The organism is Pantoea sp. Ap-967, from assembly GCF_011752565.1.
Lineage (GTDB): Bacteria > Pseudomonadota > Gammaproteobacteria > Pseudomonadales > Pseudomonadaceae > Aquipseudomonas.
This window is the reverse complement of the sequence record NZ_VWXK01000009.1, coordinates 64857-88359: the sequence shown is the minus strand read 5'-3', so window position 1 is coordinate 88359 and position 23503 is coordinate 64857. Positions and strand designations below refer to the sequence as shown.

Genomic DNA, 23503 nt, shown 5'->3' with positions numbered 1-23503 from the left:
ACCGGGGTGTTCTGAAAAGCTGAACAGGGTTCTACATTGGTAAATGTCGATTCTGGAACTTGGTTCCATAACTTCATTCACAACAATGACAAAAGGACACCCCGTTGAACCCACCCCTGCGAATTGCCTTGATTGGCGCCGGCATCATGGGCCGCCAGCACTACCATCACCTGCGCCGGCTGCCCAACGCGCAGTTGTGCGCCGTGGCCGACCCCGGCCCGCAGGCCGAAGCCTTCGCCGTTGAATGCGCGGTGGCCTGCTTCGCCGACCACCGGCAGATGCTGGAGCAGGCCCGGCCCGAGGCGGTGATCGTTGCCAACCCCAACAACCTGCACGTTGCCACGGCCCTGGACTGTGTTGAGGCGGGCGTGCCGGTACTGGTGGAAAAGCCGGTGGGGGTGCACCTGGATGAAGTCCGTGCGCTGGTTGAGGCCTCGCGCCGCTGCGCCGTGCCGGTGCTGGTCGGCCACCACCGGCGGCACAACCCGCTGATCGCCAGGGCCCACCAGGTGATTCGTGAAGGCAAGCTGGGGCGGCTGATCAACGTTACCGCGCTGTGGCAACTGCAAAAGCCCGACAGCTACTTCGAAACGGCCTGGCGCCGTGAGCCGGGCGCGGGCTTTCTGTTGACCAACCTGATCCACGACCTCGACCTGCTGCGCCACCTGTGCGGCGAGGTGATGCAGGTGCAGGCTTTCACCCGCAACGACGTGCGCGGCTTTGCCAACGAAGACAGCGCGGCGGTGCTGCTGCAGTTCGCCAACGGCGCCCTGGGCAGCCTGACCGGTTCGGACGCGGTGGCCGCACCCTGGAGCTGGGAGCTGGATTCCGGTGAAAGCCCGGTGTACCCACGCCAGGACGGCCAACCCTGCTACCTGCTGGCTGGCACCCAGGGCGCCTTGAGCATTCCGCAGCTCAAGCGCTGGCATTACGCCGAGGCAGGTGCGGGCTGGCACACGCCGCTGCTGCAAAGCGATGAACCGATTGCGGCGGGCGAGGCCCTGACCTTGCAGCTGCAGCACTTCATTCGCGTGGCCCGCGGTGAAGACGCGCCGCTGATCGACGCCGCCGACGGCGGGCGTACCCTGGCCCTGATCGAAGCGATTCGCCAGGCCGCCGTAACGGGCCGGGCCTGTGCGCCCCAGCCGATTGCCTGACCGTACTCGCCGAGGAACAATACCGATGACTGAACGATGCTTTTCCCTGGCGGCACTGACCGTGCTCGAACTTTCCCCGGCAGACATGGTGGAGGCCGCCGCCCGCGCCGGCTACAGCCACGTCGGCCTGCGCCTGGTACCGGCCACCGAACAGGAGCAGCACTTCCCGCTGGTGGCCGATGCCAGCCTGCGCCGGCAAACCCAGGCGCGCCTGCGCGACACCGGCATCCAGGTGCTGGATTTGGAGATCCTGCGCCTGAAACCGCACACCTGCGTGGCCGATTTCGAACCGATTCTTGCGGTAGGTGCCGAGCTGGGTGGCACCGAGCTGCTGGTGGCCGGCAACGACCCGGATGAGGCGCGGCTGACGGAGCGCTTTGCCGAGCTGTGCGACCTGGCCGCAGGCTTTGGTATTCATCCGCACCTGGAGTTCATGCCCTGGACCGATGTGCGTGACCTGCGCCAGGCCATGCGGGTGGTGGCCAACGCCGACCGGGCCAACGGTTGCGTACTGGTGGACGCCTACCACTTCAACCGCTCGGGCTCGTTGTTGAGCGACCTGGCACAGTGGCCTGCGCAGCGCATGCGTTATGCCCAGCTGTGTGACGTTGCAGGCCCAGTGCCGGATGACATGGACGAGATCCTGCGCCAGGCCCGTAACGAGCGACGCTTCCCGGGGGAGGGCGATGCCGACCTGCTGGGCCTGCTGCGCACGCTGCCGCCAACCGTGCCGCTGAGCCTGGAAATCCCCACCCGGCAGTTGCTGGAGCAGGGCATCAGCGGTGAGCAGCGTGCGCGCCTGGCATTGGAAAAGGCCAAGTCGGTGTTGGCTCGCCTCTAGCCCCTATCGCGAGTTGCGCGCCCGGTAGGAGCGAGCGAAGCTCGCGATGCGCCGCTCGCGGCGCGCGATCCCCAGGCGAAAAAAGGGCCCGTCAGGGCCCCGTAGAGGTAAGCGAAAAACCCAGGATCATTGGCCTTCGAGCTTGCGCGGCGCCATGAAGTACAGCCAGATCAGCGCCAGGAAATACATCGCTGGAATCATGCTGAACAACACCGCGTAGTTGTTGTGGGTAGCGGTGAGCACACTGCCGACGATCTGCGTCATGAACATCCCACCCACCGCCGCGCACATGCTGGCAAAGCCGAACACCGTGCTGATGAGGTGCTTGGGCGTATAGTCCATCACCAGCGCCCAGATATTCGCGGTCCATGCCTGGTGCGCCCCCACCGCCAAGGCGATGGCCAGCACCGCCACCCACAACCCACTGGCGTGGGCGGCAAAGGTCACGCTGACCATGGTGCAGGCGAACAGCAGCATCGACACCAGGCGCGCCGTGGTCGCACGCATGCCCCGGCCAATCAGCCACGACGAGAGAATGCCGCCACCGATGCTGCCAAAGTCAGCGGTCAGCCAGATCAGCATCAGCGGGATGCCCATCTCGGTCACGCTGATGCCGAGGTTGTACTGTTGGTTCAGAAACGGCGGCAGCCAGTACAGGTAGAACCAGAACACCGGCGCGGTGATCGAGAAGGCCACGGTGAATGCCCAGGTGCCACGCATGCCAAGGATGCGGCTGAACGGCAGGCGCGGCACCTCAGGCTCCACTTCCTGCTGGATGTATGCCAGCTCACTGTCGCGAACGCTGGGGTGGTCTTCCGGGTTGAAGTATTTCAGGCCCCAGAACACCAGCCACACCAGCCCCAGGCAACCCATGGCGATGAAGGCTGCCTGCCAACCCCAGGCGGCCAGGATCAACGGCAGCAGCGCAGGGGTGAGCATGGCGCCGACGTTGGTGCCGGCATTGAACAGGCCGTTGGCGATGGCCCGTTCGCCAGCAGGGAACCACAAACGCACGGTTTTCACGCAGGCCGGGTAATTGGCCGCTTCGGTCAGGCCAAGGATGAACCTGCACACCATGAAGCCTGCCGCCGAGGTGGCCAGGCCATGGGCGCCGGTGGCCAGGCTCCAGAGCAGCACGGCAATGAAGAAGGCGCGCTTGACGCCAATCCGGTCGATCAGCCGGCCCTGTACCAGGAAGCCGACGGCGTAGCCCACCTGGAACCAGAAGTTGATGTTGGCGTAGTCCATCGACGTCCAGTGCATGGCCTCGGCCAGTACCGGTTGCATGATGCCCAGTGCGGCACGGTCGATGTAGTTCAGGGTGGTGGCGAAGAACACCAGGGCGAGCATGCCCCAGCGGGTTTTGCCGACGGCGAAGGCGCCACGGATCTTGTCGCCGATGCCGCCAGAAGGCAGGCGCGGGACGGCGGTGGTGAGCTTGGAGTGGTTCATATCCTGGTCGTTTCTTGAAATTGTAATGAACGGCGTTTTCTCGAACGTGACCTGGCCCCAGGCAGGGGGTACACGCAAGGCCGGTGCATGGTGCGCAGTGAATCGGCCACCGTCAATTCGGGTGTGGGGCTATTGTTCGGTTACCGAACAATAGCGCGCCGTCAAGATTGGCCTGCCAAGGCCCTGCCGGCCAGGTAGCCAAACGTCATGCCTGGGCCGAGAGTGATGCCACCACTAGGGTAATGCCCGCCCATCACGCTGTGCATATCGTTGCCGACGGCGAACAGGCCGGGTATCGGTTGCCCGGCCTGGTCGAGCACGCGCGCCGCGGCGTCGGTGCGAAGGCCGGCGAAGGTGCCCAGGCTGCCGGGCAGCAGTTTAACGGCATGGAAGGGGCCTTCGCGCAATGGCCGCAGCGATGGGTTCGGGGCGTTCAGCGGGTCGCCCTGGGCCTGGTTGTAGGCCGAGGCGCCGCGCCCGAAGGCCGGGTCTTCACCGTGGGCGGCGTGGTAGTTGAAGTCGGCCACGGTGCGCTGCAGTTGCACCGCATCGATGGCGCAGCGCTCGGCCAGCGCTGCCAGCGTGCGCGCACTGTGCAGGTAGCCGCGCCGCTGGTAGAACGCCGTTGAAAACGGAAAAGGCTTGGCCCAGCCGATGCCATGGCGCCGCTGCGCGGCATGGTCGCAGATCAGCCAGGCTTCGGCAGGCTCGCCAGCGGGCGTAGTGGCGAACAGCGCGTTCATGAAGGCGTGGTAGCAGTCGGCCTCGTTGACGAAGCGTCGGCCATCGCGGCGCACGGCGATGAAACCGGGCTTGGCGCGGTCGATCAGGTGGGGGAAATGGCCAACGCTGCCATCACGGCGCAGCACCTGTGAAACCGGTGCCCAGGCCCCGGCATGGGCCAAGTCGGTGCCCACACGCGCACCAACTTGCTCGCCCAGGCGCAGGCCGTCACCGCTGTTTTCCACGGGCGCGGCACTGTAGTGCCGCTGGCCATCGGGGGCATGGGGCATCAGTTGGCCAATGCGCGCACGGTCATGGGCAAAGCCGCCGCACGCCAGCACCACGCCGCGGTGGGCGAGGATGCGCTGGCCACCGGCGAACTGCGCGCCCTGCACAGGCCCTTCGCCGAGCAAGCGCGTGGCCGCCAGCCCAGTCAGCAGCGTCACGTTCAGGTCCAGGGCACTGCGCAGCAGGCGTGCAACCAGGGCGTTGCCGTTGACCAGTTGCAGGCCACGGCGGTGCAGCAGCAGGTCGCGGCCATGGCGCAGCAGGCGCTTGCCAACGTGCAGCGCGGCCTTGGGCGAGTGGCGGGCATTGAAGAAGGCGGCCATGTCCGCACCCCCGGCGATGCCCATGCCGCCGAGGCTGACGATGTCCAGCGGTGGGCGCAGCTTGTGTATCCATGGCCCCAGCCTGCGCCCGTCGAACGGCAAGGCGCACAGGGCACGGCCACCGCGCACGCTGCCATCGCCGTCGTACATGTCTGGCAGGGTGCTGGCGCAGTGGAACTGCACGGCGGTGTGTTGCTGGAAGAACGCCACCATGTCCGGCCCATGTTGCAGGAAGGCGCGTTGGCGCGGGCACAGTTCGCGGGCATGGGCCTGGGCGCGCAAGTAGCGTTGCGCTGCGTCGGGAGCTTCAACCAGGCCTTGGGCGATGGCCAGCGGGTTGCGTGGAATCCACAGCCAACCGCCTGACCAGGCGCTGGTGCCGCCCAATTGCCGGGCCTTTTCTGCGACGACCACCTTCAGGCCGTGGTGCGCGGCAGTTACCGCCGCCGCCAGGCCCGAGGCGCCGGAGCCGATCACCAGCACGTCGCATTCAAGCGCTTGCATATCAGATCCTCAAAAAATGGGGGTGTAGGAGCGACCGTAGGTCGCGATAGGGGCTTCTGCTTTTAGCGTGGGTGCCAATATCGTTGGGGCTGCTTCGCACCCCATCGCGACCTTTGGTCGCTCCTACATTCAGTTATTGCAGGGGGGAGAAGGGGGTGGGGCGTAGCAGCCGGGACTGCAGTTGCAGCACGGCACCCAGCTCGCGATTGCGGCGGGAAAACTCCGCCCAGCGCGGGTCGGCCGCCATGGCTGCACGGCGGGTCATGCGCTCGTCGAGGCTGGCGTAGGCCCACAGGTGCACCACCTGGTTGACCTCGCCGAACTCGCTGGTGAAAAAGCCCACCAGGTTGCCCAGGTGCTCACGCTGCACCTGCAGCGCATGGCTTTGGTACAGCGCCAGCCAGTCGGCCATCTTCAGCGGGTCGAGGGTGTAGGTTCTCAGTTCGTAGTACATGTGGGAGTCTCCGTTTGCAGGCGGGTGGCGATATGGCTGGCGGCCAGCCAGCCAAAGGTCAGGGCAGGGCCCAGGGTGATACCGGGGCCGGGGTAGGTGCCGTTCATCATCGAATTCATGTCGTTGCCCACCGCGTACAGGCCGGGGATGGGCGTGCCGCAGCGGTTCAGCACGTTGGCCTGGGCATTGGTGACCAGGCCGCGGGCCGAGCCAAGGTCGCCGGTGTGCAGGCGAATGGCGTAGAACGGCGCCCGGGTCAGCGCTGCCAGGCACGGGTTGGGCTGGTGCTGCGGGTCGCCCATGTAGCGGTTGTAGCTGTTGCTGCCTTTGCCGAATGCGCGGTCCGCGCCGTTGCGGGCATCGGCGTTGAAGTGCTCCAGGGTCTGGGCCAGGGCGTGTGGGTCGACGCCGATGGCTTGGGCCAAGGCCGCAACTGTATCGGCCCGGTGCAGGTAGCCCGCCTCGATCAAGGCGCGGTTGTCCACCGGCTGCGGCCGGGCCAGGCCCAGGCCGTAGCGGTTCATGGCCTGGGCATCGCAGATCAGCCAACACTCACCGATGCCATTGGCGAACATGCGCTGCACGAAATGGTGGTAGGAGTCGGCCTCGTTGACGAAGCGGCGGCCGTTCGCGGCTACCGCGATCACCCCCGGCTTGGCCCGGTCGGTCACCAGGTGCGGGAAGCGTTCGCGGCGGCCATCGGCATGCTGCAGCTCGGATACCGGGGCCCAGAAGAAATTGGCCGCCAGGCCTTCGCCCTCGGCGGCATCCAGCGCCTGCCCCAGGCGCAGGGCGGCGCCGTCGTTGCCGGCCGGCGACATGCTCAGGTGCAGCGCACCGGTGCTTGGCCGGTAAGTGGCAGCCAGTGCCCCAGCGGCGAAACCGCCCATGGCGCACACCACCCCCCCGCGTGCCAGCACCTGCTCGGTACGCCCTTCACGGAGCACCTGTACACCGGTCACTACCCCCTGCTCGACGATCAGCGCCTGGGCCTCGCTACGCAGCCACAGCTCGGCGCCATGGGCGAAGGCGCTGCTGGCCAGGCGGGCGATCAGTGCGTTGCCAGTGGTCAGCCGAGTGCCACGGGGGTGGTGCAGGCGATCGCGGGCGTAGCGTGCCATTAGCTTCAGGCAATGCCACAACGAGGCTGGCGAGCGGCGCAGGTTCAAAAAGTGCTGGATGTCTACCCGGTTGACCATCATTCCGCCGAACAGCAGCATGCCGGGCGGTGGCATTGCCAGGTCCTTGAAGCGTGTACCCAGTTGGCGGCCGTCGTACTCGACCATTTCCAGCGCCCGGCCGGACTCGGTGGCGCCGGGCAGGTCGGGATAATAGTCGGGCGAGTGCGGGCGCAGGCTATAGCGCAGTTCGGTGTGCTGTTCCAGCCAGCGCAAGGCGTGCTGGCCCTGTTCGATGAAGGCGTCCACCAGCGCTGGGTCGTAGCCGGCGCCGATCACCTGCTGCAGGTAGGTGCGCATGGCGGCGGGGGAGTCCTCGACGCCCGCGGCGCGGGCCTGGTCGGTGCCATGCAGCCACACCGCGCCGCCAGAGATCGCCGAGGTGCCGCCGAAGGTATCGGCCTTCTCCACCAGCAGTACCTTCAGCCCACGGCATGCTGCCGTGGCTGCGGCGGCGAAACCTCCGGCGCCGCTGCCGAGTATTACCAGGTCATAGATAGGCTCAGGTCCGGGCATGGGTCAGATCTCCAGCGGCGTCACGCCCATGAAGGCGCCCAGGTGGCCCAGTTGGGCGAAGGCCATGTGCGCGCCGGTCTGCACCGGGCAGCCGCGCTGGCGGGCCAGGTGCAGCAGCGGGGTGATTTCCGGCGAGGTGACCACGTCGGCCACCAGCGTGGTGGGCTGCAGCGTGCCCAGGAGCTCAACGGCCAGGGGCAGCTCGGCGCTTTCGCCCATGCCCACGGGGGAGGCATTGACCACCAGGTCGAAGCCTTCCAGCGAGTGGTAGTGGGTGGTGATCTGCAGCCTCGGGAATGGCTTGCCGAGAACGCCAGCCAAGGCGCTGGTGCGGCTGGCGCAGGCGTCGGCCAGGGCGACCTGGCCCAAACCGGCTTCTGCCAGGGCATAGGCGATCGCGCTGCCGACCCCGCCACAGCCCACCACCAATGCGCTTTTGCCGCTGGGTTCGAAGCCGTGTTGGCGCGCGGCAGCGAGGAAACCTGCACCGTCGACATTGTCGCCCAGCAGGCGGCCATCGCGTTCACGGCGGATCACATTGACCGAACCCAGTGCCGCTGCACGCGGGCTAAGTTCGTCCACTTGCGTGGCCAGGGCCTGCTTGTACGGTACGGTGACCACGCAGCCACGCAGGTTGTGCCAGCCACGCAAGGTGTCGGCGAAGGCGCCCAGGGCCGTACCCTGCAGGTCGATGGGCAGCATCGCCAGGTCGTGGTGGTGGTGGCTGAACCAGGTGTTGAAGTTTTCCGGCGACTTCACCTGGGTGATGGGGGAACCGACGATGGCGACCAGTTCAGTCGAGCCTCGGATCATGCTGACCTCCGTTATTGCTGTTGTTGTGGAGGCCAGCTTGGTGTTTGGCGGCGCAGGCAACAATGCGTTTGTCGCGGGTTTGATGCGATAATCGCAGTGCCATGGCGATTATCGAATCAAATGCCTTTTACGAGTCGACCTGATGACCCAGCCTGAGATCCACCCCCGCGACCTGATAGCCGGCCTGCAGAAGGGCCTGGCGTTGATGCAGCTGTTCAGCGCCGACCAACCGCGCTTGAGCGTGCCCCAGGCGGCCAGGCTTTCGGGCCTGACGCCCAGCGCCACGCGGCGCTTTCTGCTGACGCTGGTGCATGAAGGCTTCGCTGAAACCGACAACCGCCATTACTGGCTGACACCCAAGGCGCTGCGCATCGGCCAGGCCTATGTGGACTCGGCGCAACTGCCGCGTATGCTGCGCCCGATCGTCGAGCAAGTGGCCCGGCAGACCCAGGAGCATGTGTCAGTGGGCACCCGCGACGGGGACGAGATCATCCACTTGGTGCGCAGCCGCTATAGCCATGTGAGCTCGCTGTCGATCCGGCCGGGGTCGCGGGTGCCGATGTATTGCACGGCCAGTGGGCGCCTCTGGCTGGCGTGGCTGGGAGAGGCCGAGCGTGAGGCGTACTTTGCGCGCACGCCGTTGTGCCAGCTGACGCCTTACACGCAGACGGACAGGGGCTGGCTGGAGGAGGAGATAGGGCGGGTGAGGGGGCAGGGCATGTGCATCGTCGACCAGGAATACGAGATCGGCATGCGTGTGCTGGGTGTACCGTTGTTCGATCGCGGCGGTCGGTTGCAGGCGACCCTGACCATCACCACCCACGCCTCGCGGTTGAGCCTGGACGAGATGCGCCTGCGTTATCTGCCAACGCTGTATGAGGCCCAGGCGTTGCTCAAGCCGGTGCTGGGTTGAGCTTGGGCTTGGGGCTGCTTTGCAGCCCATCGCGACCTGCGGTCGCTCCTACCGGGGACCGCGCTCGACCGCCGAACCGGTGCACGTGGGACCGCGCTCGACCGCCGAACCGGTGCACGTGGGACCGCGCCCGGGCGCCGAACCGGTACACGTGGGACCGTGCCCGGGCGCCGAACCGGTACACGTGGGACCGTGCCCGGGCGTCGAACCGGTACACGTGGGACCGTGCCCGGGCGTCGAACCGGTACACGTGGGACCGCGCCCGGGCGTCGAACCGGTACACGTGGGACCGCGCCCGGGCGTCGAACCGGTACACGTGGGACCGTGCCCGGGCGTCGAACCGGTACACGTGGGACCGTGCCCGGGCGTCGAACCGGTACACGTGGGACCGCGCCCGGGCGTCGAACCGGTACACGTGGGACCGTGCCCGGGCGCCGAACCGGTGCACGTGGGACCGCGCCCGGGCGTCGAACCGGTACACGTGGGACCGTGCCCGGGCGTCGAACCGGTACACATGGGACCGCGCCCGGGCGTCGAACCGGTACACGTGGGACCGTGCCCGGGCGTCGAACCGGTACACGTGGGACCGCGCCCGGGCGTCGAACCGGTACACGCGGGACCGCGCCCGGGCGTCGAACCGGTACACGTGGGACCGCGCCCGGGCGTCGAACCGGTACACGTGGGACCGCGCCCGGGCGCCGAACCGGTGCACGTGGGACCGCGCCCGGGCGCCGAACCGGTACACATGGGACCGCGCCCGGGCGCCGAACCGGTACGCATGGGACTGCGCCTGGCCGCCGCGCTGATACGCGGTGCATCGGGCACGCGCGGTCAATGTAGGAGCGACCAAAGGTCGCGAAGGGGCGCAAAGCGCCCCCAAAAAAGCCACGAAAGTTAAACCAAAGTTAAACCGGACGAACTATCCTGCCAAGCAATCAATATCCGGCGAATGCGCAACCGGTTTATCCGCGCTGTTGTAAAGTGTCAGCGTATATTCTTGCCCAAGGCTACTTTCCACCAAGGTATAACGTTTACCAACCTTAAAGTCCTTATACGTCACATCCACCCGGCAGGTACTGCCGTCGCTGTCCCCGCTACCCTCCACGAACAGCGTTGCGCCCAAGGTATGTTGGCCTTTGGGCACTTCGAAATAACGCCCGTCATCCAGGCGTTTGCCATCGAGCGTTTCCGCCATCAAGGTGGTTGTCGGCTCCTCTCGCAAACCCACCCAGGCCTCGTCCGGGCTAGCCTTGGGCATTGGCCCGGCACAGCCGCCAAGCACCCCGAGTACCCCTAGAGCAGGGAGTAGCAAACCCCACCTGGCGCAAATCCTGATCCCCATGTAACCCTCTGACTGCAGCTGCGAATGATTCGCATAGGATGGCAGCAACCCGCTTCGCTGCAAGTGAATACAGCCGCCGTTTTTCCTTAAAATACTTTAATGGAGGTTTAACCGTTCGTCTGGAAAGTCCATGGAAGACTGCGCCCCGTTCAACTTTCAGGGGCGCACCATGCTCGGCTTGGTCAAAACGGCACTGCACAAACCTTATACATTCTTAGTGCTGGCGATCGTCATCTGCATCGTCGGCCCACTGGCGGCAGTGCGCACGCCAAGTGATGTATTTCCAGACATCGGTATTCCGGTCATTGCGGTGGTCTGGCAATACGCGGGGCTGGCCCCGGATGCCATGTCGGGCCGGGTGATCTACACCTACGAACGGGCCCTGAGCACCACGGTCAACGACATCGAACACATCGAGTCGCAGTCGTTGCCGGGCATGGGCATCGTCAAGATCTTCTTCCAGCCCAGCGTCGATATCCGCACCGCCAATGCCCAGGTCACCGCCGTGTCGCAAACGGTGCTCAAGCAGATGCCGGCCGGCATCACGCCGCCGCTGATTCTCAACTACAGCGCCTCGACCGTGCCCATCCTGCAGATGGCATTTTCCAGCCCCACCTTGTCCGAGGCGCGCATCCGCGACCTGGTACAGAACAGCATTCGCCTGCCGCTTACCGCCGTGCCCGGCCTGTCGATGCCAACCCCCATGGGCGGCAAGCAGCGCCAGATCACCCTCGACCTGGACCCCCAGGCCCTGGCGGCCAAGGGCCTGTCGGCCGAGGACGTGGCCAATGCCCTGGCCGCCCAGAACCAGATCATTCCAGTGGGCACGGCGAAGATCGGCCGTAACGAATTCACCGTGCTGTTGAACAACAGCCCCAGCGCCATCGATGCGCTCAACGACCTGCCGGTGAAGGTGGTCGACGGCGCCCAGATCACCCTTGGCCAGGTGGCCCATGTGCGGGACGGGGCGCCGCCGCAAACCAACATCGTGCGCGTCGACGGCCGCCGCGCGGTACTGATGCCGGCGCTGAAGAACGGCAACAACTCGACCCTGTCGATTGTCGACGGCATCCGCGGCATGCTGCCGCGCATCAACGAAACCCTGCCGCCGGCACTCAAGACCTCGCTGTTGGGCGACGCCTCGACCGTGGTCAGGGAATCGGTGGGCAGCGTTGCCCGCGAGGGCATCATCGCCGCCTTGCTGACCAGCGCCATGATCCTGCTGTTCCTCGGCAGCTGGCGCTCCACCCTGATCATCGCCGCGTCGATTCCGCTGGCGGTGCTGGCGGCCATTGCCTTGCTGGCGGTCAGCGGGCAGACCCTCAACGTGATGACCCTGGGGGGCCTGGCGCTGGCGGTGGGCATCCTGGTGGACGATGCGACGGTGACCATCGAAAACATCAACTGGCACCTCGAACAAGGCAAGACGGTCAGGCAGGCGATCCTCGATGGCGCCCAGCAGATCGTCGGCCCCGCGTTCGTGGCGCTGTTGTGCATCTGCGTTGTATTTGTTCCGATGTTCATGCTCCAGGGCATCGCCGGATACCTGTTCCGGCCCATGGCATTGGCAGTGATGTTCGCCATGGGGAGCTCTTTTATTCTGTCGCGTACCCTGGTGCCGACCCTGGCCATGTTCCTGCTCAAGCCGCACCGGGTGGAGCAGGGCGAGGGCCGGCACCCAGAGGACGCCTACCTCAACCACCACGAAGGCGACAAGTCGGCCAACCCACTGGTGCGCCTGCAGGCCGGCTTCGAGGCAGGCTTTGCCCGGCTGCGCGATGGCTACCAGGGCCTGCTGGAACTGGCCCTGGCCAACCGCAAGCGCTTCCTGCTGGGCTTTCTTGCCTGCGTGCTGGCCAGCTTCGCGCTGTTGCCCACCCTGGGTGAGGACTTCTTCCCCGAAACCGACGCCGGGGCGATGGCCCTGCACGTGCGCTTGCCGCTGGGTACGCGCATCGAAGAGAGCGCGGCGGCCTTCGACCGCATCGAAAGCCGAATCCGCGAGGTGCTGCCAGCCGACGCCGTGGCGTCGATCATCGACAACATCGGCCTGCCCATCAGCGGCATCGACATGGCCTACAACACCAGCGGCACGGTGGGCCCGCAGGATGGCGATATCCAGGTGTCGCTCAACCCAGGCCATGGCGCCACCGCCGATTACGTCAAGCACCTGCGCGAGGTACTGCCCGACAGTTTCCCTGGCACTACCTTCGCTTTCCTGCCGGCAGACATCAGCAGCCAGATCCTCAACTTCGGCTCGCCAGCGCCGCTGGATGTGAAAATCTCAGGTCCCAACGACGCCGCCAACCGTGCCTATGCCGCAGAACTGATGCGCCGCCTGCAGCACGTTCCGGGCATTGCCGACCTGCGCCTGCAGCAGTCGGAAAGCTACCCGTCGCTGCAGGTGAACGTCGACCGCAAGCGCGCAGCCGAACTGGGTATCACCGAGCGCGACGTGACCGCAAGCCTTGGCGCGTCACTGGCCGGCACCTCGCAAACGGCCCCCACCTATTGGCTGAACCCGGCCAACGGCGTGTCGTATTCGGTGGTTGGCGCCACCCCACAGTACCGCATGAGCAGCATCGCCCAGCTGCAGGCGCTGCCGATCACCGGCAGCAACGGCCACAGCACCGTGCTGGGTGGGATCGCCAGCCTGGCGCGCACCGACACCGCCGACGTGGTCAGCCACTACAACATCACCCCCACCCTGGACCTGTACGCCAACGTCCAAGGCCGCGACCTGGGCGGCATTGCAGCCGATATCCAGCACCTTATCGACGCTACCGCCCAGTTGCGCCCCAAAGGCGCCACCGTCAGCCTGCACGGCCAGATCACCGCGCTGCATGAAGCCTTCCACGGCCTGGGCCTGGGGTTGCTCGGCGCGGTGGTGCTGATCTACCTGCTGATCGTGGTCAACTTCCAGTCCTGGGTCGACCCGTTCGTAATCATCACCGCGCTGCCCGCTGCCCTGGCCGGTATCGTGTGGATGCTGTTCGTCACCGGCACCACGCTGTCGGTGCCGGCGCTTACCGGGGCGATCCTGTGCATGGGCGTGGCCACTGCCAACTCGGTGTTGGTGGTGAGCTTCTGCCGCGAGCGCCTGGCCGTGCATGGCAACGCCGTGAAGGCCGCCATGGAGGCTGGTTTCACTCGCTTTCGCCCGGTGCTGATGACCGCCCTGGCGATGATTATCGGCATGTTGCCGCTGGCCCTGTCCCAGGAGCAGAACGCGCCCCTGGGCCGGGCGGTGATCGGCGGGCTTGTCGTCGCCACCTGCGCGACCCTGTTGTTCGTGCCCGTTGTGTTCAGCCTGGCCCACCGCCGCTCAACCCCTCACGCTGTCGTTGGAGAAAACCTGCATGCCTAGCCGTTCCGTGGCCGATCGTCGGCGCTTGTTGCTCATGGGGGGCGCAGGCATGGGCCTGGCCGCCCTGGTCGTTGCATTCGGGGTGCATGCCCGCCAGCACCAGGCCGCTGCCGTGCAAGCCTGGACCGAAAGCCGGGCTCTGCCTGCCGTGGTGACCTTCACCCCGTCGATGAATGCCGCCGGTGAAACCCTGAGCCTGCCGGCGCACCTGCAGGCCTGGAACATGGCCCGGGTCAACGCCCGGGTCAGCGGTTACCTCAAGCACTGGCAGGTGGATATCGGCACGCAGGTCCAGGCCGGCCAGCCGCTGGCGGAAATCGACAGCCCCGAGCTTGACCAGCAACTGGCCCAGGCCAAGGCTCGCCTGGTTCAGCACCGGGCCAGCGCGTCGCTGGCGCAGAGCACCGCAGCGCGCTGGCAGCACCTGTTCGCCAGCCATTCGGTGTCGCGCCAGGAAGTGGACGAGAAGGTGGCCGCCGCTGCCGTGGCCAGCGCCGATGCCGAAGCGGCCCAGGCCGACTATGCGCGGCTCGAAGACCTGGCGGCGTACAAGGTGATTCGCGCGCCGTTCACCGGCACCATCACCGCCCGCCATGCGCAGATCGGCCAGCTGATAAAGGCCGATAGCGACAACGCCACCTCGCTGTTCGACATCGCCGACACCCGCCGCCTGCGCTTGTATGTGCCGGTGCCGCAAACCTATGCCAGCCAGATCCTGCCCGGCATGCAGGTGCAGTTGTCGGTGCCCGAGCGCCCCGGCCTGCACTACCCGGCAGCCTTGCTCGGCACGTCCACGGCCGTGGACCAGGGCTCGGGCACGCTGCTGGCCCAATACGCGGTGGAAAACCCCAACGGCGCCTTGCTACCCGGCGACTACGCCAGCGCCCGTATTACCCTGCGCAGCGATGCCCAGGCCGTGAGCATCCCCGCCAGTGCGTTGATCTTCCGCGCCCAAGGGCCGCAGGTGGCCGTGCTGGACGGGCAAAGCCGCGCGCACCTGCGCAGCATCCACATTGCCCAGGACCTGGGTAGCACGCTGATCGTCGACCGTGGCCTGGGGCTGAAGGATCAGGTGGTGGACAACCCGCCCGACGCCCTGCGCGACAACGATGCCGTACGCAGCGTGGCCCCGGGAGGTGCCCATGCACCGTCGGTTTAAACACGGCGGGTGGCTGCTGTGCCTGGCCCTGCAGGGCTGCTCGCTGGCACCGCATTACAGCGCGCCTGAAGTGAACCTGCCTGCGCATTATGGCGAGCGGGTAGGGGACTGGCAGCAAGTTGACAGCGGGCGGCCGTTGCCAGGCGCCTGGTGGACCCTGTTTGGCGACTCGCGCCTTGATGACCTGCAGCGCCAGCTGGCGGCGTCGAACCCGACCCTGGCGGCGGCGTTGGCCCATTACCAGGCTGCCGAGGCCTATGCCCAGGGCTTGCATGGCGGGCTGTGGCCCCAGGCAAGCGCGAGCGCCACGCCGCTGCGCCAGCGCCAGTCCGACCACCGGCCCCTGCGCGGCGACACCCAACCTTCGGTATACGACAGCGACACGGCAGGGCTGAGCTTAAGTTTCGACCTTGACCTGTGGGGGCGTTTGCGTAACCAGGCCGCCGCCGGCGATGCCGCGGCCCAGGCCTCGGCGGATGACCTGGCCGCTGCGCGCCTGAGCCTGCAGCGCCAATTGGCGGTGCTGTACGTGCGCGCCCGGGGCCTGGATGCGCAGCGGCAGTTGCTGGAGCACGGTGTGGACGACCGCAGCCGCCTGCTGGCGCTGATTCAGAGCCGCTACCAGGGCGATATTGCCTCCGAGCTGGACCTGGACCGGGCGGCGGCCAGGCTGTCAGAAGCCAAGGCTGCACTGGATGACGTCATCGCCCAGCGCACCCTGGCGCAACACGCCATCGCCGAGTTGGTGGGGGCCTTGCCCGGCGACCTGGCCCTGGCGCCGAACCCGGCGCCGCTCGTTGCCCCGCCGGTGCCGGCTGATCTGCCGGGCAAGCTGTTGTTGCAGCGGCCGGATGTCGCCGCCGCCGAACGGCGTGTGTTTGCTGCCAATGCCAACATTGGCGTAGCCCGTGCGGCCTGGTACCCAGACTTCAGCCTGAGCGCGATGGCGGGTGGGCAGACGCAAGGCGCGGGCAACCTCCTGGCTGCCGCCAACCGCTACTGGGCCGTTGGCCCGGTGCTGCAGTTGCCGGTGTTCGACGGCGGGCGCCGCTCGGCCGACGAGCGCCGGGCCAAGGCCGAATTCGACGCAGCGGCCGCGGCGTACCACGGCAGGGTGCTGCTGGCCGTGCGCGAGGTCGAGGACAACCTGGCCCAGGTGCGTGACCTGGCGCGCGAAGCCGGGGATGTGCAGCAGGCGGCGCAAGCAGCGGGCAACGCCGAGCAGATGGCCCTGCAGCGCTATCGGCAGGGCGCTGTCAGCCTGCTGGATGTGCTGACGGCTCAGTTGGATGCGTTGCAGGAAAAGCGCACCTTGCAGGGTTTGCAGACCCGCCAGCTGGAGGCGCGTATCGGGTTGATGGCGGCGCTAGGCGGCGGCTGGGGCGCCTCGCCACCCCCTCACCACAATCCCCTGTAGGAGCGAGCGCAGCTCGCGATGGGCTGCAAAGCAGCCCCGGTGTCATCAGCCGCGAAGCCAAAAACCCCTGGGGCCGCTGCGCGCCCCATCGCGAGCTGCGCTCGCTCCTACCGGAGCGGTGGCTGGTGTAATCTGGCCGGGCCTAACGGAAACGATGATCGCGTATGGATACCAGGAACGTCGTCAAACCCCGCTACACCTACCAAGCCGTGTACCGCTACCTGCTCGACTCGATCGAGGTCGCCCCCCGCGACACCGAGCAGCGCCTGCCTTCGTTGCGCCAACTGGCCCAGCGCCTGAACGTCTCGGTGTCCAGCACCAAGTATGCCTATGCGCTGCTGGAGGACGAAGGGCGGGTCTACGCCCGCCCAAAACTGGGCTACTTCACCCGGGCGAGCAGCACGCCGCTGCACGCCGTGCGCACTTCGAACCTGCTCGACACGGTGTATGCCAGTGCCCGACAGCCCGGCATGCTGGCCCTGAGCAGTGATGCACCCGCCCTGTTGCGGTCGCTGGAACAACCGCTGCTGATGATCGAACGGGAACTTTCCAGGCAGTATCCGCGTACCCAGGCGCCGCTCTACCAACCCTTCGGCGAGCCGGAGCTGCGCAGTGTACTGGCTGCGCGCTACACCTGCTCGGCGCACCGCAGTTGGCAGGCCGAGCACGTGTTCATCGGCTCGGACCTGCGCAGTGTGCTGGAACTCTCGCTACGGGCGCTGGACCTCGAAGGCAAGGTGGCGTTGGTCGAGTCACCCTGCAGCTGGGCGGTGCTCAGGCAACTGCAGGCGGCACGCATGACCATCATCGAACTGCCGCTGGGGGAAGACGGCCGTTTCGATTTGCAGCAGCTGCACCAGCTGCTGGCCCGTGAACCGGTACACCTGGCGGTATTGTCGTCAACGGCGAACATGCCGCAAGGTGGGCAGATGCCCGCGCAAGACAAGCAGCAGATCTGCCGCTGGCTGGCCCAGTATCAGGTGTGGTTGTTCGAGAACGACGGCTATGGTGATCTGTGCTTCCAGGCCGATGCACCGCGCTACCGCGACCATGCCGACCCCAATCGCCTGCTGGTGTTTTCCACCTTCGACAAGCTGATCGGCTCGGAGGCGCCGTTTGCCTACCTTCTGTGTCGGCAGCACACCGGGCAACTGCAGCAGCTGTTCCTGGCGCGCGCCTTTCGCTTATCGCCAATCCGGCAGAAGGCCATTGCCAGGCTGTTCAGCTCGCACCGTGTCGAGCAACACGCGCAGGTGCTGCGCACCCTGTTGCGCGAGCGCATGCAGCACATGAAGGCACTGCTGGACACCCATAGCCAAGGCTGGTTGCGGTGCGTCGAGCCGCAGGGCGGGGCAAGCTTCTGGCTCGAAGCGACACGGCCGGTGGACATGCGCCGCGTGTTCGAACGGCTGCTGCAGCAGCGCATCGTCATTGCCCCCGGGGCGCTGTTCAGCCAGCGTGGCTTATGGCGCAGCCACCTGCGCTTGTGCTACACGCTGGACTGGAGCAAGGACATCTCTCACGCACTGCAGTGCCTGGTAAAAGCCATCCAGGCCGAGGCTCAAACGCCGTAGCAGTGACGCCTTTCAGGGAAGGCCCCGGCACGCACATCGTCAGCGAACCGGGTACAGGCCTCACGCATCACCTGCGCGACGTCGGCATATTGCTTGACGAAGCGTGGCACCTGTTCGCCGCCCAACCCCAGCAGGTCTTCGGTGACCAGTACCTGGCCATCGCAGGCCGGTGATGCACCAATGCCAATGGTGGGTTTTTCACAGGCTTCGCTGATGGCCCTGGCCACCGGTTCCGCCACCCCTTCGAGCAGCAGGCTGAACGCGCCGGCCTGCACGTTGGCCTGGGCATCGGCGCGCAATGCAGCCGCACTGGCCGGGCACAAGCCCTGGGCCTTGTAGCCCCCCATCAGGTTGACGAACTGCGGCATCAGGCCAATATGCGCCATGACCGGAATGCCCCGGGCGACGAGAAACGCCACGGTGCTGGCCAAGGCCTGGTTGGATTCGAGCTTGACGGCGTCGCAACCGGTGCTGGCGAGCACCTGGGCGCAGTTGCGAAAGGCCTGCTCGTGGGATTCCTGGTAGCTGCCGAAGGGCATGTCGGCGATCACGCAGGCCAGCCGCGTGCTGTCCACCACTGCCCGGGTGTGGGCGATGGTTTCGTCCAGGCGCATGCCCAGCGTCGAAGGGCGGCCATAGCCGACCATCGCGGTGGAGTCACCGACCAGGATGAAGTCGACCAAGGGGTCGATCACCTGGGCGATGCTGCTTGAGTAGGCGGTCAGCGCCACGATCTTTTGCTGGCCTTTCATGGCCACCAGCTGGGGGACGGTCAGCCGTCGGTTGCGGGTATGCGTGCTCATCGAAGTTCCCTGGTGAGGTGAAGCGGCACCAGGGATTATCGAGCCGGCGTTTGCGAATTCAATGCACAGCAATCGGGTAAAAACCAACCCAGGCGCGCTGGGCCAGCCGCTTAGGCGAACCGCTCGAAACGATAAGGGCTTGGGTCGATCAGCGGAGTGTGCTGCGCCACCAGGTCGGCCGCCAGCTGCCCGGCGGCAGGCGAGGTGCCGAAGCCATGGCCGGAGAACCCGGTGGCCAAGGTCAGCCCAGGCAGGCTTGGCACCGCCCCGATGACCGGGTTCGAATCGGGCGTCACGTCGATGGTGCCGGCCCAGGCCGAGGCGATGCGCGCCTGCTCGAACACCGGCCAGGCCGCGCGCAGGTTGCGCAGCGCCTCGTCGTTCAGGGCCGTGTTGGCCTGTGGGTCCTGCACCCGAACGCGCTCGAACGGTGTGACATCCACCGCCTTCCAACGCCGCGCCAGGGCCAGGTCCTTGAAGAAATACTTGCCCAGGCTGATCTTCAGGAAATCGCGCTGGGCCTTCAGTTGCGGCAGGTAGCGCGTGCCCAGCAGCACATGGTCCCAGGTCAGGAAGGCGTCCAGCTTGCCGCGCTGGGTAATGATGAAGCCGCCGTCCTTGTGCTTGCGGAAGGAAAAATCCGGTGCCCCCACGGCAATCTCGGTCGGCCCGGCCATGGCTTCGGTGCGCAGCACCGAGCAGGTCAGGGGCAGGGTCGGCAGGTCGATCTTGAGGTTGCCGAGGAACTTGCGCGACCACAGGCCACCGGCCAGCAGCACCTGGTCGCAACGGATCTCACCCTGCTCGGTGACCACGCCACTGACCCGCCCGGCGCTGGTCTGCAGGGTGCGCACCGCGCAGTGCTCGACGATCACCGCCCCCTTGGCCTGGGCCGCACGGGCGATGGCGCTGGCGGCCAAGGTCGGTTCGGCGCGGGCATCGGAGGGGGTGTACAGGCCGCCGGCCCATTCACCGCGCCCGCCGGGCACCAGGTGGGCAATTTCGTCGCGGCTCAGCAGGCGCGAGTCCAGGCCCAGGTGCTCGACGCTTTTCAACCAGCCCTCGTGCATGCCCATCTGTGCGTCATTGCGGCCGACGAACATGATCCCAGCCTGGCGGTAACCCACGTCGCTGCCCACCCGCTCCGGCATCCCGGCCCACAGGCGGTCGGCCGCCAATGCCAGGGGAATATCGTCGGCATGGCGGTTGGTCTTGCGCACCCAGCCCAGGTTGCGCGAAGACTGCTCCCCGGCGATGCGGCCCTTTTCCAGCACCACCACCGGGATGTTGCGTTCGGCGAGGGTCAGGGCGGCGGTCAGGCCGATGATGCCGCCGCCGATGATCACGACCGTGGTCGCGTCGGGGTGGCGGGGGCTGGTGTGCACAGGGTCGATGACAGGGGACATGGCGTTACTCGGTGGCTAGTGGCTCAAGGGGCGGTGGCGGCGGTTTGCCATCACTGGCCGAGGCGGATGTACTTGACTTCGGCGCGGGAGGCGCCGCGGTAGGCGGTCACCTCCAGCTCGACCTTGTACACGGTGGAGCCCAGCGGCGGGCAGGTGACCGTGGTGGCCGGGTCGATGTTGCGGAATTTCTGCCCGATCACCTCCATCACCGCTGGCACGTCCTCGGGTTGCTGGATGAACACGCGCGAACTCACCACGTCCGCGAGGCTTGCGTCCACCGCCGCCAGGGCGGTTTCGATGTTGGCGAACACCTGGTGCAGCTGTTCGATGACGTCGTCGGCGATCAGCTGGGTTTGCGGGTTGCGCCCGGCGGTGTTGGAGACGTGAATCCAGTTGTCCACCGCCACCAGGCGGGAATAGCTGGCCATGTCTTCGAACTTGGAGCCGGTTTTCAGTTTGATGATCTGGGTCATGGGGGTACCTTCGATTAAGGGCAAGAAAGGGTCAGCTGAGAACCGGGGTTTCCCAGAGGTTGAGCTTCACGCCAATGCCTTGTTCGATGGCATTGCGGTAGATCACGGTGCCCCAGGCCACGTCTTCCACTGGCATGCCGCCGACCGACATCAGGATGATTTCCTCATCGTTCAGGCGACCTGGCGCTTCACCGGCAATGATCTTGCCGATGTCTTCGAGTTGCGCGGGGTCGAGCGAGCCTTCGGCGATCATGTCCATGAACCGCACGCCAACCAGCGGCACGTAGTTGTGGGCAGGCTTGGGCAGCTCCTCGAACCAGGCTTCGTAGAGGCCGGTGTTGTCCACCACCTTGCGCACGTCGGCCTGCTCCATGCCAGCGTCGATGCTGCACGGGGCCGGCATGGCCAGGAAGGCGCCGGGCTTGACCCACTCGCGTTTCACCAATGGGTAGGCGGACGGGTCGCCGACCTCACCGGAGCTGCAGTAGCTGACCAAGTCGGCGTCGCGCACCACCTCTTCGAGGGTTTGCACCACGTGGATGTTGACGATCTGCGGGAAGCTGCTTTTCACCCAGCTGACGAAGGCATCCAGGTTCTTCTGGCCACGGCCCTTGATCTTGATCGTGTCCACCTGCGGGCACACGGCCATGAACGCGGCCACGGTGGTCTTGCCCATGACGCCTGGGCCGGCCAGGCCGATCACTTTCGAGTCCTTGCGCGCCAGGTAGCGGGCGCCAACACCTGGAATGGCGCCGGTGCGGTAGGCCGACAGCAGGTTGGCCGACATGTGCGCCAGCGGCGCGCCGGTGTCGGCGTCGTTCAGGGTGAGCATCAGGATCGAGCGCGGCAGGCCCTTTTCCCGGTTGGCGATGTTCGAGCCGTACCACTTGGCGCCTGCGGTCTGGAAGTTGCCGCCGAGGTAGGCGGGCATCGCCATCATGCGCCGGTCTGCAGTGGGCTTGGGCATGCGTGGGAACGGCGAGTGCTCGGGGAAGGTGATCATCGCGCCGTGGGAGTCGCTGTTCGGCCCGGCCATGCGGTAGTCGCCGTGGTAGAGCAGGCCGAACATTTCCTCCATGGTGTCGACGCAGGCGGGCATGTCGGTCACGCCGGCACGGATCATGTCCTGCTCGGAGAGGTAGATGAAGTCGATACGGGTGTCGAAGGTCATGGCGGATCTCACTGCGCAGGCGGTGCACAGGGCACCGCCGTATTCGGGTTTTGTTGTTGTGGCGAACTAGCGGGAAGCTGCTGTGCAGTGTCGCTAACGACTGGTCGGTCGTCTTGTGTGAGCCTGCCAGCCCAGTTGTCACTCCCTGCCAAGGCGCGTTTTCGCCAGCCGCCGGTTTTTCTCAGAAGGGCACGGCCACGGTGAGTTGGCTGTAGACGTTGGTGCCGTTGCCACCGACCTGGTTGCCGCCGTTGTTCTCGCCCTTGCGCGGCTGGTACAGGCCCACCAGCGGGCTGATGACCAGGTGCTCGCTCACCGCCCACTCGGCGTAGAGGTCCAGCTCGCGGGCATCGAGGTTGAGGCTGTTGCGGGTGCGCACGGTGTTGAAGTCGAAATACAGTGCGCCCACGGTGAGGTTTTCCAGCGGCGTGGCCTTCAGGCCCACATGGTGGATACCGGTATTGCTGTTGAACGGCCCGGCGTAGTTGGCCGCGACTTCGCCCTGAAACCAGGTGCCATAGCCGCTCGACAGGCCACTGAACAGGGGGTCCCACTCGGCGGAGTAGCGGGTGTAGCGGTAGGTTAGCTGGGGCGCCCAGGGCAGGCTTGCGAAGGTGTAGCCGGCTTGCACGTACCAGCCTTGCTCCGGGCCGCCGCGTTTGTCCTGCCAGGCATACTCGAAGGCGAAGCTGGCGTTGTCGATGCCGGCGTTGCCCTCACCGCGCAGGCTGTACACGTTCATGCCTTCGCGGGCCTTCTGGAAGTCGCTGGCCCATTGGTCGGCGACGTCGATGCCGTGGACCCAGGTCAGGCCCAGGGTGCCCAGGGCATGGGTGTAGTCCAGGGTGCCGGCCGCCAGTTCGGTTTCGGCCTGGGCGCGGTTGTCGGACTTGAGCCACAGCAGGCTGCCGTGCAGGCCGTCGTGGCCGCCCAGGCGCAGCACGGCGGTACGGTCGAAGGCATGGCGGGCGGCCAGGTAGTAGGCGCCGCCACGGTCCAGCGCACCGCCGGCCACGCCGTTGCCCAGGTTGGGCCCATCGTCGTTGATCAGGAAACCGCTGCCCAGGCGCACCACCTGGCGGCCGGCGGACACATCCACGCCGTCCTTGCCCAGTTGCGGCAGCAGGTCGGCGGAGCGCCAGCCCAGGTAGGCGTCCTCGATCTTGGTGGTGCGTTCGCTGCCATCGGTGTTGCCGGCGGCATCACCATCGCCCCAGGTGGCGGAGCTGACCCAGTTGAGGGCGCCGTACAGCGTGCCGTTGCCAGCCAGGCCCTGGTCGCCGCTCAGGCCATACTTGATGAAGCCCTCGCGCCAGGTCGAGCCGCCGGGCACGCCGTCGTAGTTCTTGCGGCTGTTGAACATGCCCCACACCGCCAGCATGTCGGCGTTCAGGTGGCTGTCATCGTCGGCGTACAGCTCGTAGGCCGGCGCGGCCTGGCTGGCGAGCAAGCTCGCCAGGGCCAGGGTCGACAGCGTTTGCGATTTGCGCATTGCAGTTTCCCTCGTGTTGTTATTGTGTTGGCAACAGCTTCTGATGTCAGCGCATCGCCTTTGTAGGAGCGGGCTTGACCCGCGAAGCAGCCAACCCGGTGGATGGCACCGGCTATGCCGGTGTTCGCGGGGCAAGC

18 protein-coding genes are annotated in these 23503 nt (G+C 66.5%); 7 read left to right on the top strand and 11 right to left on the bottom strand.

Annotation, left to right across the window (positions count from 1 at the left end; translation table 11 throughout):
- Window positions 1-104 precede the first annotated feature (104 nt).
- Window positions 105-1157, top strand: a complete 1053-nt coding sequence (locus F3J45_RS11875; protein WP_167062199.1) for a Gfo/Idh/MocA family protein — start codon at window positions 105-107, stop codon at window positions 1155-1157.
- Window positions 1158-1182: 25 nt separating this feature from the next.
- The gene (locus tag F3J45_RS11870) at window positions 1183-1998 is read left to right on the top strand and encodes a sugar phosphate isomerase/epimerase (RefSeq protein WP_167062196.1); all 816 of its coding nucleotides are present in this window, start codon (window positions 1183-1185) and stop codon (window positions 1996-1998) included.
- 126 nt (window positions 1999-2124) lie between these two features.
- On the opposite strand, the gene F3J45_RS11865 is transcribed toward F3J45_RS11870, so the two are convergent.
- The 5 genes from F3J45_RS11865 to F3J45_RS11845 form a co-directional block, all read right to left on the bottom strand.
- Window positions 2125-3450, bottom strand: a complete 1326-nt coding sequence (locus F3J45_RS11865) for an MFS transporter (RefSeq protein WP_167062193.1) — start codon at window positions 3448-3450, stop codon at window positions 2125-2127.
- Between the two features lie 161 nt (window positions 3451-3611).
- Window positions 3612-5288, bottom strand: coding sequence for an FAD-dependent oxidoreductase (locus tag F3J45_RS11860; protein ID WP_167062190.1), 1677 nt, complete (start codon window positions 5286-5288; stop codon window positions 3612-3614).
- Window positions 5289-5421: 133 nt separating this feature from the next.
- Window positions 5422-5742, bottom strand: coding sequence for an NIPSNAP family protein (locus F3J45_RS11855; RefSeq protein ID WP_167062187.1), 321 nt, complete (start codon window positions 5740-5742; stop codon window positions 5422-5424).
- On the bottom strand, window positions 5727-7436 hold the full coding sequence (locus tag F3J45_RS11850) for an FAD-dependent oxidoreductase (protein WP_167062184.1): 1710 nt from the start codon (window positions 7434-7436) through the stop codon (window positions 5727-5729). The genes F3J45_RS11855 and F3J45_RS11850 overlap by 16 nt, the downstream gene beginning before the upstream one ends.
- 3 nt (window positions 7437-7439) lie before the next feature.
- A complete protein-coding gene (locus F3J45_RS11845; protein WP_167062181.1) occupies window positions 7440-8249 on the bottom strand; it encodes a shikimate dehydrogenase in 810 nt (269 codons plus the stop codon).
- Window positions 8250-8391: 142 nt separating this feature from the next.
- Here F3J45_RS11845 and F3J45_RS11840 point away from each other — a divergent pair, with 142 nt between their 5' ends.
- Entirely contained in the window at window positions 8392-9162 is a 771-nt protein-coding gene (locus tag F3J45_RS11840; protein ID WP_167062178.1) for an IclR family transcriptional regulator C-terminal domain-containing protein, read from the top strand.
- A 919-nt stretch (window positions 9163-10081) separates the two neighbouring features.
- Here the strand turns inward: F3J45_RS11840 and F3J45_RS11835 are convergent.
- Window positions 10082-10420, bottom strand: coding sequence for a hypothetical protein (locus F3J45_RS11835; protein ID WP_205299614.1), 339 nt, complete (start codon window positions 10418-10420; stop codon window positions 10082-10084).
- A gap of 214 nt (window positions 10421-10634) precedes the next feature.
- On the opposite strand from F3J45_RS11835, the gene F3J45_RS11830 reads away from it, so the two are divergent.
- From F3J45_RS11830 to F3J45_RS11815, 4 genes are all read left to right on the top strand, one after another.
- Complete coding sequence (locus tag F3J45_RS11830) at window positions 10635-13871, top strand: efflux RND transporter permease subunit (protein ID WP_240164590.1); 3237 nt, start codon at window positions 10635-10637, stop codon at window positions 13869-13871.
- Window positions 13864-15030 carry an efflux RND transporter periplasmic adaptor subunit gene (locus tag F3J45_RS11825; protein ID WP_167062172.1) on the top strand — a complete coding sequence of 389 codons (1167 nt, stop codon included), beginning with the start codon at window positions 13864-13866 and terminating at the stop codon, window positions 15028-15030. The genes F3J45_RS11830 and F3J45_RS11825 overlap by 8 nt, the downstream gene beginning before the upstream one ends.
- Window positions 15014-16447 carry an efflux transporter outer membrane subunit gene (locus tag F3J45_RS11820; protein WP_167062169.1) on the top strand — a complete coding sequence of 478 codons (1434 nt, stop codon included), beginning with the start codon at window positions 15014-15016 and terminating at the stop codon, window positions 16445-16447. The genes F3J45_RS11825 and F3J45_RS11820 overlap by 17 nt, the downstream gene beginning before the upstream one ends.
- Window positions 16448-16611: 164 nt before the next feature.
- Window positions 16612-18021 carry a PLP-dependent aminotransferase family protein gene (locus tag F3J45_RS11815; RefSeq protein WP_167062166.1) on the top strand — a complete coding sequence of 470 codons (1410 nt, stop codon included), beginning with the start codon at window positions 16612-16614 and terminating at the stop codon, window positions 18019-18021.
- On the opposite strand, the gene panB is transcribed toward F3J45_RS11815, so the two are convergent.
- The 5 genes from panB to F3J45_RS11790 all read right to left on the bottom strand — a co-directional run bounded on the left by panB (window position 18009) and on the right by F3J45_RS11790 (window position 23366).
- Window positions 18009-18824: a 3-methyl-2-oxobutanoate hydroxymethyltransferase gene (gene panB / locus F3J45_RS11810; RefSeq protein ID WP_167062163.1), complete on the bottom strand. Its 816-nt coding sequence runs from the start codon at window positions 18822-18824 to the stop codon at window positions 18009-18011. The two genes, F3J45_RS11815 and panB, sit on opposite strands and share 13 nt — an antisense overlap.
- 110 nt (window positions 18825-18934) lie before the next feature.
- On the bottom strand, window positions 18935-20230 hold the full coding sequence (locus F3J45_RS11805; protein ID WP_167062160.1) for an FAD-binding oxidoreductase: 1296 nt from the start codon (window positions 20228-20230) through the stop codon (window positions 18935-18937).
- Window positions 20231-20280: 50 nt separating this feature from the next.
- On the bottom strand, window positions 20281-20703 hold the full coding sequence (locus F3J45_RS11800; protein ID WP_167062157.1) for a RidA family protein: 423 nt from the start codon (window positions 20701-20703) through the stop codon (window positions 20281-20283).
- A 31-nt stretch (window positions 20704-20734) separates the two neighbouring features.
- Window positions 20735-21874 carry a tyramine oxidase subunit B gene (locus tag F3J45_RS11795; protein ID WP_167062154.1) on the bottom strand — a complete coding sequence of 380 codons (1140 nt, stop codon included), beginning with the start codon at window positions 21872-21874 and terminating at the stop codon, window positions 20735-20737.
- Between the two features lie 181 nt (window positions 21875-22055).
- Complete coding sequence (locus F3J45_RS11790; protein ID WP_167062151.1) at window positions 22056-23366, bottom strand: hypothetical protein; 1311 nt, start codon at window positions 23364-23366, stop codon at window positions 22056-22058.
- Window positions 23367-23503: the final 137 nt, after the last annotated feature.